The organism is Agrobacterium pusense (assembly GCF_900102105.1).
GTDB classification, from domain to species: Bacteria; Pseudomonadota; Alphaproteobacteria; order Rhizobiales; family Rhizobiaceae; genus Agrobacterium; species Agrobacterium pusense.
In genome coordinates, this window is sequence record NZ_FNBB01000008.1 from 178,357 (window position 1) to 191,198 (window position 12,842).

Sequence of the window (12,842 nt, forward strand, 5' to 3'; positions counted from 1 at the left end):
CGTACAAGGAAGCGCAATTATTTCGGGGGAGACCATGACTATCGATCTCAAGGGCCGCATCGCTCTCGTCACCGGCGCGTCGCGCGGCATCGGCTATTTCACCGCGCTGGAACTCGCCAGGGCCGGCGCGCATGTCATCGCCTGCGCCCGCACGGTGGGCGGCCTTGAGGAACTGGACGACGCCATCAAGGCCGTCGGCGGCACCGCGACGCTGGTTCCCTTCGATCTCTCCGACATGAAAGCCATCGATGCGCTGGGCGCCAATATCTACGAGCGCTGGGGCAAGCTGGATATTCTGGTCGCCAATGCCGGTGTCCTCGGCGTCATCTCGCCGGTCGGCCATATCGAGGCAAAGGTTTTCGAAAGGGTCATGACCATCAACGTCACCGCCACCTGGCGGCTGATCCGCTCGGTCGAGCCGCTGCTTCTCAAATCTGACGCCGGTCGGGCATTGATCCTGTCCTCGGGTGCCGCTCATAGCTGTCGTCCCTTCTGGGGCGTCTACTCCACCTCCAAGGCAGCTGTGGAAGCGCTTGCCCGCACCTGGGCGGCGGAGACGCAGAAGAGCGCGCTTCGCGTCAACAGCATCAATCCCGGCGCCACGCGCACGGCAATGCGCGCGCAGGCCATGCCCGGCGAAGATCCCGCCACCGTGCCGCATCCGTCAGAGGTAGCCGCTGCCATCCTGCCGCTTGCTTCGCCCGATCTCAAAGAGACCGGCAAGCTCTTCCTGGTCCGGGAAAACCGGTTCGTGGATTACCGTCCGCCGGAGTGATGCCGGTCGGCGGGTCAGCCAACGTCACGAGAGAAACGCTTGACCGCGCATGACCGCCGCGCCATAACGCAAGTCATGAAAACGACGATCTGCACCTGCTGCTGAAATAATTTTGCTGGTTCGCCACCGGCCGGCTCGTTTTCGTCTCCCGCAAGGTCTTACAGACAAACGGCCCGGTCAGGACAACTGACTGCCTCTAGGGAATTGCCGCATGTCCTTGCGCCTGAAACTTCACAACACGCTGACCCGCGAAAAGGCGGAATTTGCGCCCATCGATCCTGAAAACGTGCGCATGTATGTCTGCGGCCCGACGGTCTATGATTTCGCCCATATCGGCAACGCGCGACCCGTCATCGTGTTCGATGTTCTCTTCCGGCTGCTGCGCCATGTCTATGGCGAAAATCACGTCACCTATGCCCGCAACATCACTGACGTTGATGACAAGATCAATGCGCGGGCGCTGCGGGACTATCCGCATCTGCCGCTCAACGATGCCATCCACGCCGTGACGGAAAAGACGGCTGACCAGTTCCATGCGGACGTCGCGGCGCTGGGCTGCCTTCAGCCAAGTGTCGAACCGCGCGCGACCGACAATATCGCACAGATGATCGACATCATCGAGAAACTGATCGCACGCGGCCACGCCTATGCGGCCGGTGGCGAGGTCTTGTTCGACACTCGCTCCATGGCGGATTACGGGCAGCTTTCGAAGCGTCCGCTGGACGAGCAGCAGGCGGGCGCGCGCGTGGCGGTGGATGCCCACAAGAAGAACCCCGGCGATTTCGTGCTGTGGAAGCTTTCCTCCCACAACGAGCCCGGCTGGGAAAGCCCTTGGGGCCGCGGCCGTCCCGGCTGGCATATCGAATGCTCGGCTATGTCCGGCCGCTACCTCGGTGACGTTTTCGACATTCACGGCGGCGGGCTCGACCTCATCTTTCCACATCACGAGAACGAAATCGCCCAGTCCCGTTGCGCGCACGGCACGCATGTCATGGCGAACGTGTGGATGCATAACGGCTTTGTGCAGGTGGAAGGCCGCAAGATGTCGAAGTCCGAGGGCAACTTCGTGACGATCTATGAATTGCTGCACACGGAGAAATTCGGCGGCCGGAAATGGCCGGGCGAGGTTCTGCGTCTTGCGATGCTGATGACGCATTATAGAGAGCCGATCGATTTTTCGGTAAAGCGTCTGGAAGAGGCCGAACGCCTGCTCGCCAAATGGCCGGCGGCGGAAGCCTCCGATGCCGCGCCGGATGAAACCGTGCTCGAGGCGCTTGCCGACGATCTCAATACGGTTGCGGCCGTGCAGGCGCTGCATGCATTGGCGCATGCGGCCAATGTGGACCCTTCCAAGCTGCCAGCCTTTGCCGCCAGCGCTGCACTGCTCGGTGTCTTGCCCAAGAAGGCAGAAATGGACGAGGCCATCGTTTCGGCTGTCGATGCGCTGGTGCAATTGCGGCTTGAGATGCTGAAGGCGAAGAACTTTGCAGAGGCCGATCGGTTGCGCGATGAGCTTTCGGAGAAGGGCATTCAGTTGAAGGATGGCAAGGACAAGGAGACCGGGGAGCGGACGACGACCTGGGAGTTGAAGCGGTAGGGCTTGCGTCCAGCGCTTGAGGCTGCGGCTTGCGGTTTACCCCCCTCTGCCCTGCCGGGCATCTCCCCCACAGGTGGGGAGATCGACTCGTTGTTAGGCCCCGGCATTTCTCTTCGGTCGAAATGGAGCGACGCAGGCGCGTCATGCCGATCTCCCTCCTTGTGGGGAGATGCCCGGCAGGGCAGAGGGGGGTATCCTCGCCCACCACAATACGCTTGCGATTTTAAGTTCCCTCAACCAATCTAAGGCGAGGCACTAAACGGCGAGCCAGATCATGCCGCATGCAGATGTAGACCCAATGCATCGCAAATACGCGAAGCAAATGCGGAAAGTAATGACGGATGCCGAGCTGAAACTCTGGAACGCAATTCGCGCCCATCGCCTGGAAGGCTTGAGTTTCCGTAGACAAATGCCGATTGCCGGTTTTATCGTCGATTTCGCCTGTTCCGATCATCGACTTATTATCGAGATCGATGGCTCTCAACATACATCCGAGGCAGCATTACACTACGATCATGAAAGAACCGTGCGGCTTGAAAAAGACGGCTGGACCATCCTCCGCTTCTGGAACCACGAGGTCCTCACAGACTTAGATAATGTCTGTCTCCACATTATCAGAACGATCCGGGAGGACCGAAGATGACGACATATACCGGCGGATGCCAATGCGGCGCGGTCCGTTTTCGCGCCACTGGCGACCTGAAAGACAGTTCCATCTGCCACTGCCGCATGTGCCAGAAGGCTTTCGGGGCTTATTACGCGCCACTGGTTTCAGTTCGCAATGTGGAGTTCAAATGGACGCGCGGCGAGCCGAAACGCTTCCAGTCCTCCAGCGTCGTGAAGCGCGGCTTTTGCCCCGAATGCGGCACGCCGCTAACCTATGAGGCCCCGGATGGCATTGCGGTGGCGGCCGGCGCCTTCGACGATCCCGCCGCGCTGCCGCCAACCATCCAGTGGGGCGTGGAACGGAAGATCGATTTTGTCGACAGCCTCCACACCCTGCCCGCCGTTGCGACCGAGGACGACCTGACGCAGGTGGACTACCTTGCCAATCTCGTTTCCTATCAGCACCCCGACCACGACACCGAAAACTGGCCACCGGAGAACAGACAATGAGCGAAACGGGTTTTTCCGGCGGCTGCCAGTGCGGCGCCGTGCGGTTCCATGCGGGTAAGCTCGGCAGGGCCTCCATCTGCCACTGCCGCATGTGCCAGAAACATTTCGGCAATTTCTTTGGCGCACTTGTGACTGCCGATCAGGCACATCTGACCTGGACACGCGGCCAGCCTGCCCTCTTCCGCTCGTCGCAGAAAATCCATCGCGGTTTCTGCAACAAGTGCGGCACACCGCTGACCTATCATTATCCCGGCGGCGTGGAGATCGCGATCGGCGCTTTCGACCATCCCGAGAAGATAGAGCCGCAGGTGCAGGTGAACATCCACAAGCGTATGCCGTGGATCGAGCAGCTCTTCGCCAAACCGGCAGTCGAACAGGGCGTCGATGAGGCCGAGATCACCTCCTACCAACATCCGGATCATGACACGGCCGAATGGCCGCCTGAGGAACGATAAAACATGACTGAAGAACTGCGCGGCTTTTATCCAGAGATCGAACCCTTCGAGACCGGCATGCTCGACGTGGGTGACGGCCACACGATCTACTGGGAGCGGGTGGGCACACGCGGCGCTAAGCCGGCGGTCTTCCTGCACGGGGGCCCGGGCGGCGGGGTAAACCCCACCCATCGCCGGGTATTCGATCCCGATCTTTACGATGTCATCCTGTTCGATCAGCGCGGCTGCGGTCGCTCCACGCCACACGCGGAACTCGAAGCCAACACCACATGGCATCTGGTTGCCGATATTGAACGACTGCGTGAACTCTGCGGCTTCGAGAAATGGCTGGTGTTCGGCGGCTCCTGGGGTTCGACGCTGGCGCTCGCCTATGCCGAAACCCATCCGGACCGCGTCAGCGAACTGGTCCTGCGCGGTATCTACACCGTCACCCGGCCGGAACTCGACTGGTACTACCAGTTCGGCGTCTCTGAAATCTATCCGGATCAATGGGAAAAATTCATCGCACCCATTCCCGAATCCGAACGCGGCGAGATGATGCAGGCCTATAATCGCTATCTCACAGGCACTGACGAAACGAAGAAGCTGGAATGCGCGAAAGCATGGAGCCAATGGGAGGGCGCGACCATTGCACTCGTCACCGATCCCGACCGCGTCGAGGATTTCGGTGAAGACAAATACGCGATTGCCTTCGCCCGCATCGAAAACCACTTCTTCGTTAATGGCGGCTGGCTTGAGGAAGGACAATTGCTGCGCGATGCCGGCAAGCTCAGGAATATTCCCGGTGTCATCGTGCATGGACGTTACGACATGCCCTGCCCGCTGAAATATGCCTGGCAGCTGGCCAAGGCATGGCCGGACGCGGATTTCCACATTATCGAGGCCGCGGGACATGCGATGAGCGAGCCCGGCATTCTCGACCAGCTGATCCGCGCTAACGACCGTTTTGCCGGAAAATAGTATTTATTTCAGCACGTTGTGGCGGCAGGATAAGATGATGATTCACGCAGGGGTTTCCTGCGGGAATCATTTACCCGGCGCTGATCAGCACGTTTGAAAGGCAAAGCGCCTTTTATTCATGCAGTTTTTCTCATGAACCCTTCACGGAAATGAATTGGCCGCCATTGTGCCGATCCGTTATAAAACGCCATCCGAACAATTGGCGGTACTCCCATGGCACTCGACAAAACGCTTCCAGCCCAAGAGGGCGGCGACAGCGCGCGCGGTTTTGCTTTCGCGCTTTCCGCATATCTTTTGTGGGGTTTCCTGCCCTTCTACATGAAGGCGGTTGCACATATTTCACCGATCGAGGTCATCGTGCATCGCGTCGTCTGGTCGGTGCCGATCGCAGCGGTGGTGCTGATCGTGCTCGGGCGCACGGCTGAAATCCGTACGGCGCTGAGAAGTCCGAAGATGCTTGCGATGGCGAGTCTTACGGCTGCGCTCATCAGTATCAACTGGGGCGTCTACATCTGGTCGATCGGCGCGGGCCGCGCACTTGATGCCGCGCTCGGCTATTTCATCAATCCGCTGTTCAGCATCTTCCTCGGTGCCGTACTGCTGAAGGAAAAACTCTATCCGGCGCAGATCGCCGCCATCAGCCTCGTGGCGGTTGCGGTGGCCATCCTCACCTGGCATGCGGGCAGCCTGCCGTGGGTTTCCATCGCGCTCACCGTTTCCTGGGGCTTTTACGCCTTTTTCCGCAAAACCCTGCCCATAGGCGCGACGCAGGGCTTCCTGCTGGAAGTCATGCTGCTGTCTATTCCCGCCGTGCTGGTCATGATCTGGCTTGCGTTCAGCGGACAGGCGCATTTCATGGGCGGCAATTCCGCCGATACCTGGCTTCTGGCGGCAAGCGGTCTCATCACCGCCGTTCCCCTCATTCTCTATGGCAATGGTGCGAAACTGCTGAAGCTCTCCACCATCGGCATCATGCAATATATCGCGCCGACGATGATCTTCCTGATAGCCATTTTCGTCTTCAAGGAGCCGTTCGACATGGTGCGTCTGGCGGCTTTCGCAATGATCTGGGTGGCGCTTGCGATCTACACCGGCTCAAGCCTGCTGCGGCTCAAGCGATGACCAAATCCTTTCTCACTCCTGCTCCCTGAAACAGGAGTGAGGTAGCCAGGCGTCAGTAATCCACCAGCAATTGCGGGTTTCCCTCATAGCCGAAGCGCGGTTTGACACCCAGAAGGCCCGCCGTCTGGGCGATGATCTCGCGCGTCATGGGGGCCGCTGTCGAGGCTGCCGTGCGGCCGCCATTCACGCCGGTCCTTGGCGCATCGATCATGGTCAGCACGACATATTTCGGCTTGTGCATGGGAAAACCGGCCACGAAGGCGTTGAAATTGATGTCCTTGGCGTAACGGCCATTGATCACCTTGTCTGCCGTCCCCGTCTTGCCGCCGACATGAAACCCCTCCACCTGTGCGCCACGGCCGGAACCCTTGATGCCGTTCCAGTTGAACAGGTAACGCATGTCGGCGCTCGTCCTGTCGTTGATGACGCTGCGCGCGAGCGATGCCGCAGCCTCTTTCGAACGCGGCAGGAAGGTCGGAGAGATCAGGCTTCCGCCATTGATAAGGGCTGCAGCGGCCACCGCCGTCTGCAACGGAGTGGTAGCAACGCCATGGCCGAAGGAGATGGTGACGGAATTGATTTTCTTCCAGTTTCTCGGCTGGGTCGGCGTGGCAACGCCGGGCATTTCCGTGTCCATTCTGGTCAGCAGACCAAGCTTCGTCAGGAATTGTTGATGGCCCTCGACACCGACCCTGTCAGCCACCGCCGCCGTGCCGATATTCGATGAAAATTGAAACACTTCCGGAATGGAGAGCGGCCGGTTTCTTCCCTTGAAATCCCTGATGGTGAAGCCGCCCATGCGGATCGGCCGCGACGCATCCACCACCGAATTGAGCGTAATCGCCCCGGCATCCAGACCCATGGCGAGCGTGAAGCTCTTGAATGTGGAGCCCATCTCGAAGGTGGCGTTGCTCATCCTGTTGAACCAGCCTTTTTCATACTCCTTGTCGACGCTGCCATCAGCGAGGGTGCGGGAAGGTTCGTTCGGATCGTAATCCGGGACGGAAGCCATGGCCAGCACTTCGCCCGTCTCCACATCGAGGATCACCGAACCGGCGGCTTCGGCCTGATAGGCACTTTTCGCCTTCACGACCACGTCGCGAACGATGTTCTGTACCCTGAGATCGATGGACAGCCGCACCGGTTCCAGTGGCGTGCCGCTGGCAAGACCCACAGCGCGCAGATCGGCCAGCCCCTGCTGGTCCAGGTAACGCTCCATGCCGGCGAGACCCTGATTGTCGACATTGACGTGGCCGATAATATGCGAAGCGGTTGGGCCGCCCGGATAAAACCGCCGTTTTTCCGGGCGGAAACCGATACCCGGTATGCCGAGATTGAGAATATCCGCCTGCTGCCGCGGTGTCAGCTGGCGTCGCAACCACTGGAAGCCTGTATCCGAACGCAATCTACGATGCGTCTCGCGCCAGTCCAGATTGGGAATAACGGTCGCGAGTTTTTCCACCACCTCGTCCGGATCGACGATCCTGCGCGGATCCGCATAAAGCGATACCATGTTGAGATCGGTCGCCAGAAGCGTGCCGTTGCGGTCGACGATGTCAGGCCGTGAGGCGATGGCGTTGACGCCGGTATTGATCCATGCGGTGGAAACGGGTTCGGCAAGCCCATATTGAACGAGGCGCGCCGCGGCGACGGCGTAAATCGCAATGAAGACAGCGATGACGATCGCAAGCCGCGTCTTTGCCTCCGCCCGGCGGCGGGCGACCGAACCGAACACGACCTCCCTGCCCCGCAGCGGGTTTCTCTTGATAATGAAATGCGTCCGGCTCTTCAGCCGCATCACGAAAGCAATCATTGCCGATGACACCCACCCGAGGCGGCGGAGCAAAATTCCGCGATAACCAACGCCTGGGAAACGGTGACACAGGATCAGTCGCCGGGCCACGAAAAGGACGGGCGGAAGGATGCCGCCGTTAAATCTATATTAATATACATTTAAAATTGTAACGAGCCGCCCGAGCGGCCGTTAACAATCGCCGGGCCTACAGGCGCGAAATCACCGAAGGGTCGCCTTCAGGGTTCTGCTGGGCCAGCGCGCGGTCGATGATGGCGGGGACGATGTCCTTCACCTCGTCAATGATGAGCGGATTGAGAAGATGCGCACGGTGGATGAAGCCCTGGTCGCGCATATGTTGCACGAGTTCTAGCATCGGGTTCCAGAAACCGTTGATATTGGCAAAGACCATTGGCTTCGCGTGACGGCCGAGCTGCGCCCAGGTCATGATCTCCACGATCTCTTCCAGCGTGCCGACACCGCCCGGCAGGGTGACGAAAGCATCCGAGCGCTCGAACATCATGTGTTTGCGCTCGTGCATGTCCTTGGTGATGACAAGCTCGTTCAATTGTCCGAGAGAATGGCGTGTTGCCTCCATGTCGACCAGAAATTCCGGTATGATGCCCGTCACTTCGCCGCCATTGGAAAGAACGCCGCTGGCAACTGCGCCCATGATGCCCTTGGTGCCACCACCATAAACCAGGCGAATGCCGTTTTCGGCAATGGATTTCCCAAGCGCACGGCCTGCTTCCATGTGGGCGGGATCACGTCCGGGCTGGGAGCCGCAATAAACGCAGATGGATCGAATCGCTGTATTTTTGTCCGTCATGAAGGGAAGGAACTATGTGCGATGCGACACGTCAAGAAAATTTGGGAAATCCCTTGCAAATATGGCCTTTTGGCCACTCACCGCTTGTCTGGCGCAAGGTAAGACGCTAGCAATCTCAACTCGTGTGAAAAGCTTGAATTATCCGGAGCACCCAGGATGAAAAACAATAAAGCCGGTTTGCTGGCGCTGATCGTGTTGGGGATTGCATCCCTGCTCATGATCTTTTTCGTCCTGCCGCGGATTTCAAACGACGGCAAGCCGATCGGCGACGCCATCAACGAGGCGGGCAACGCCGTGAAGAACAGCGTGGAAATGGGCGCCGACAAGGCGGGCGACATCCTGTCCGATGCGGCAGAAGAAACCGCCAATATCGCCGACAAGGTCGGCCGTCTGGCGGCTTCCGCCACACAGTCGATCAAGGATCTGACCACGCTTTTCGCCGACAGCAAGGTTCCCTCTGACGCCGATTTCGCAGCGGCGCGCAAGAAGGTCGAGACCTCGCTCAAGGAACTGACGAATATCGAAATTCCCGAGTCGCTGGATGAAACGACGTCGCGTCTCATCACCACGGCCCGCACCGCCGCCGAGCGCACCACGGCCTTCCTGCGCGGCCTGCCTGACAATGCGGCGGCAGCGGCGGCGCAGGTGCGTCGTCTCGCGGGCGTCTTCGCCGGCACCGACGATGGCGCGCCCGAAGCGGCGAAGCCGGCGGCGGCGCCAGCCGATGCCGCGCAGACCTCTTCCGGCGCGCCGACTTTCGACGTCCTGCGCGTCGAGCCTGATGGTTCGGCGGTTGTTGCCGGCAAGGCGCAGCCGGGTGCGAAACTTGAAATCCTGAGCAACGGCAAGGTCGTCGCCCAGACAACGATCGACGGCTCCGGCGATTTCGCAGCCGTTTTCGACAATCCCCTGCCGCCCGGCGACCATGAACTGGTGCTGCGTTCGACCGATACCGCCGGCAAGGCGACGCAGTCTGAGGAAGTGGCGACGGTTTCCGTTCCGGAAGGCAAGGCCGGCGAGCTTCTGGCCATGGTTTCAAAGCCCGGCAAGGCAAGCCGGGTCCTCGCCATGCCGGAGGCGGCCCCTCCGTCGCTTCAGCCGCAAACGCCATCACAACAGCCTGCGGCAACGGCTGCGACCAACGCCAATGCGGCCTCCGTACCGCTTGCCGGCGCGGCCGCTGCCGCCGCTCCGTTGACGTCGAGCGTCCAGGTCACTGCCGTCGAGTTCGAGGGATCAAAGATTTTCGTCGCGGGTTCCGCGCCCGCCGGTTCGACGGTTCGCGCGCTGGTCGATGACAGGGAAATCGGCAAGGCCACGACGGAAGCGTCCGGGCATTTTGTCATCGAAGGTGACGTCGATCTCGCCGTTGGCAGCCACATCATCACCGTCGAGGAGCTGAATGCCGACGGCACCGCGAAAGTGCGCGTGCGCGTTCCGTTCGAAAGGCCGCAGACCGACCAGGCAACCGTCGCGATGCAGACGCCGTCTGCTTCTTCGTCAGCGGCAACGACCGCAGTGCCGGCCGAAAACCAGAGCACGGCAAGCGACCGCGCCGCTTTCGAAAAGCTGCGCACCGATGTCGCCAAGGCCTTCGGCATCCTCTCCAATCTCTACAGGGACCAGGCGACACCGGCGCTCGATCAGGCAATAGCCGGCCGCTCTGCCGTGGTGATCGCGCTGAAATCGCTTTCGGAGTTCCGCACCGCGGCAGCCACCGAGCCGGACTTCACAGCCTTCGCCGGCGACATCGCCGCCAAGGCGCGCCAGCTGCTGACCTCGGTCGAAGCCTGGCCGAATGACGTGGCGGCAATCGGCAAGGGGCTGGCTTCGCTGGCCAGCAGGCTTGCCGAACTCCACATCACCGCGCCGCCCGCTCCCGCGCCACAGGCGCCAGCCGGTCCGCAGACCTTCGAGCAGGCGCCGCTGGCCGAAAGCCAGAACAGCGTCATCATCCGCCGTGGTGACACGCTGTGGCAGATTTCGCGCCGCGTCTATGGTCAGGGCGTCCGTTATACCACGATCTATCTCGCCAATGAGGACCAGATCAAAAACCCTGACCTGATCGAGCCCGGCCAGATTTTCGGCGTGCCGAAAGAGGCGCTGCCGAATGCGGAAGAACTTCACCGCAAGCGGTTGAAAGGTGGCTCTTGAGCAACTGAACCGTTGCGGTAAATCCGCAACGATCCTATCTGTGACGCGCGCGGCGGCTTGACCAAAGCCGCCGTCATGCTGTCGGCTTCCGGCAGTGACCGGAGAGTATGATGGCCACGAAGAAAAAAACCATTTCTGCGGATTCCAGCAATCCCACCCAGACGCTGATCAATCTCTGGCCCTATATGTGGCCGGAGGGGCGGTGGGATCTGAAGATGCGGGTGGTCTGGGCCACCGTATACCTTGTTGTCGCCAAGCTGGTCCTCATCTCCGTCCCCTATTTCTTCAAATGGGCGACAGACGCGCTGAATGGCAGGCTCGATATGGCGGGGCTGGTCCCGGTCTTCCTGCTGGGCGCGGTCGCCCTTGTCATCGCCTATAATCTGACGCGGCTGATACAGGTCGGGCTTAACCAGCTGCGCGATTCGCTTTTCGCCAGCGTCGGTCAGCACGCGGTCCGCCAGCTGGCCTACAGAACATTCGTACACATGCACCGGCTTTCGCTGCGCTTCCATCTGGAGCGCAAGACCGGCGGGCTCTCGCGGGTTATCGAGCGTGGCACCAAGGGCATCGAGACCATTGTCCGCTTCACCATCCTCAACACCGCACCGACCTTCATCGAATTCCTGCTGACGGCAATCATCTTCTGGGCGTCCTACGGCTTTTCCTACGTTCTCGTCACGGTCATCACCGTCTGGGCCTATATCTGGTTCACTGTCCGGGCCAGCAACTGGCGAATCTCCATCCGCCGCGCGATGAACGACAGCGACACCGATGCCAATACCAAGGCAATCGACTCGCTGCTGAATTTCGAGACCGTCAAATATTTCGGCAATGAAGAGATGGAGGCGCAGCGCTTCGATGTCGCAATGGCGCGTTACGAAAAATCGGCGATCTCGATCTGGACCTCACTCGGCTGGCTGAACTTCGGCCAGGGTGTAATTTTCGGCCTTGGCTCCACCGTCATGATGGTGATGTCGGCGCTTGCCGTGCAGCGCGGCGAACAGACGATCGGTGATTTCGTCTTCATCAATGCACTTTTGCTGCAGCTTTCCGTGCCGCTCAATTTCATCGGTTTCGTCTATCGCGAAATCCGCCAGGGCCTCGCCGATATCGAGCAGATGTTCGAGCTTCTGGAAGTGGAAGCCGAGGTTACCGACAGGCCGGGTGCGACGCCGCTCGCCGCCGGTCCCGGCGCGATCTCGTTCCGCGACGTGCATTTTGCCTATGATGCCGAGAGACCGATCCTGAAGGGCATTTCCTTCGACGTGCCGGCGGGCAAGACAGTTGCCATTGTCGGGCCTTCGGGTGCAGGAAAATCAACGATCTCGCGGCTGCTCTACCGTTTCTACGATATCCAGGAAGGGGCGATCACGATTGACGGGCAGGATGTCCGCGACGTGACGCAAAAGAGCCTCCGTTCCGTCATCGGCATGGTTCCGCAGGATACGGTGCTGTTCAACGATACACTGGCCTACAATATCCGTTACGGTCGCCCTTCGGCGAATGACGAAGACATCACGGCGGCAGCGGATGCAGCCCAGATCAGCGCCTTCATCGGAAAGCTTCCGGATGGCTACGCCACCATGGTCGGGGAGCGCGGGCTGAAGCTCTCCGGTGGCGAAAAGCAGCGTGTGGCGATTGCCCGGACGATCCTCAAGGCACCGCCGATCCTGATCCTCGACGAGGCGACCTCGGCGCTCGATACGCATACGGAGCAGGAAATCCAGAGCGCGCTTGATATCGTTTCGAAAAACCGCACCACACTGGTCATCGCCCACCGGCTCTCGACGGTGATCGGCGCAGATGAAATCATCGTGCTGAAGGAAGGGCTGATCGCGGAGCGCGGCACGCATACATCCCTGATGGCCCAGAACGGTCTTTACGCCTCGATGTGGAGCCGCCAGCGCGAAGCTATCCGGGCAGAAGAGATGCTGCGCCATGTTCGCGAAACCGACGATCTCGGTGTCGTGGACCGCGGCGAACCAGCGCATTGAGGCGCATAAACGCCTGATAACGGCCCCCGCATGGCAAGGGGACCA

The 12,842-nt window shown here is 60.3% G+C and carries 11 protein-coding genes; 9 read left to right on the forward strand and 2 right to left on the reverse strand.

The annotated features are described in order from the left end of the window. The first annotated feature begins 34 nt into the window (after positions 1-34). From BLU28_RS18215 to rarD, 7 genes are all read left to right on the forward strand, one after another. Positions 35-775, forward strand: a complete 741-nt coding sequence (locus BLU28_RS18215; protein ID WP_006700145.1) for an SDR family NAD(P)-dependent oxidoreductase — start codon at positions 35-37, stop codon at positions 773-775. A 211-nt stretch (positions 776-986) separates the two neighbouring features. Continuing rightward, positions 987-2,372 (forward strand): cysteine--tRNA ligase, encoded by a 1,386-nt coding sequence (cysS, locus tag BLU28_RS18220; RefSeq protein ID WP_077987768.1) that lies wholly within the window; start codon positions 987-989, stop codon positions 2,370-2,372. 274 nt (positions 2,373-2,646) lie between these two features. Further along, positions 2,647-3,015 carry an endonuclease domain-containing protein gene (locus BLU28_RS18230; RefSeq protein ID WP_060942534.1) on the forward strand — a complete coding sequence of 123 codons (369 nt, stop codon included), beginning with the start codon at positions 2,647-2,649 and terminating at the stop codon, positions 3,013-3,015. Beyond that, complete coding sequence (locus tag BLU28_RS18235) at positions 3,012-3,488, forward strand: GFA family protein (RefSeq protein WP_077987765.1); 477 nt, start codon at positions 3,012-3,014, stop codon at positions 3,486-3,488. The genes BLU28_RS18230 and BLU28_RS18235 overlap by 4 nt, the downstream gene beginning before the upstream one ends. Next, positions 3,485-3,943 (forward strand): GFA family protein, encoded by a 459-nt coding sequence (locus BLU28_RS18240; protein WP_004441005.1) that lies wholly within the window; start codon positions 3,485-3,487, stop codon positions 3,941-3,943. Before BLU28_RS18235 ends, BLU28_RS18240 begins: the two co-directional genes overlap by 4 nt. Before the next feature lie 3 nt (positions 3,944-3,946). Continuing rightward, positions 3,947-4,903, forward strand: a complete 957-nt coding sequence (gene pip, locus BLU28_RS18245; protein WP_006700141.1) for a prolyl aminopeptidase — start codon at positions 3,947-3,949, stop codon at positions 4,901-4,903. A 213-nt stretch (positions 4,904-5,116) separates the two neighbouring features. Further along, positions 5,117-6,025, forward strand: coding sequence for an EamA family transporter RarD (gene rarD, locus BLU28_RS18250; RefSeq protein WP_034495824.1), 909 nt, complete (start codon positions 5,117-5,119; stop codon positions 6,023-6,025). A gap of 52 nt (positions 6,026-6,077) precedes the next feature. Here the strand turns inward: rarD and BLU28_RS18255 are convergent, their stop codons facing one another. Then, complete coding sequence (locus BLU28_RS18255; protein WP_077987764.1) at positions 6,078-7,838, reverse strand: peptidoglycan D,D-transpeptidase FtsI family protein; 1,761 nt, start codon at positions 7,836-7,838, stop codon at positions 6,078-6,080. Between the two features lie 187 nt (positions 7,839-8,025). Beyond that, positions 8,026-8,646 carry an LOG family protein gene (locus BLU28_RS18260; RefSeq protein WP_006700139.1) on the reverse strand — a complete coding sequence of 207 codons (621 nt, stop codon included), beginning with the start codon at positions 8,644-8,646 and terminating at the stop codon, positions 8,026-8,028. A gap of 156 nt (positions 8,647-8,802) precedes the next feature. On the opposite strand from BLU28_RS18260, the gene BLU28_RS18265 reads away from it, so the two are divergent. Together BLU28_RS18265 and BLU28_RS18270 are read left to right on the forward strand one after the other, a co-directional pair. Further along, positions 8,803-10,800 (forward strand): LysM peptidoglycan-binding domain-containing protein, encoded by a 1,998-nt coding sequence (locus tag BLU28_RS18265; RefSeq protein ID WP_077987763.1) that lies wholly within the window; start codon positions 8,803-8,805, stop codon positions 10,798-10,800. Positions 10,801-10,910: 110 nt separating this feature from the next. Next, positions 10,911-12,797 carry an ABCB family ABC transporter ATP-binding protein/permease gene (locus BLU28_RS18270; protein ID WP_077987762.1) on the forward strand — a complete coding sequence of 629 codons (1,887 nt, stop codon included), beginning with the start codon at positions 10,911-10,913 and terminating at the stop codon, positions 12,795-12,797. Positions 12,798-12,842: the final 45 nt, after the last annotated feature.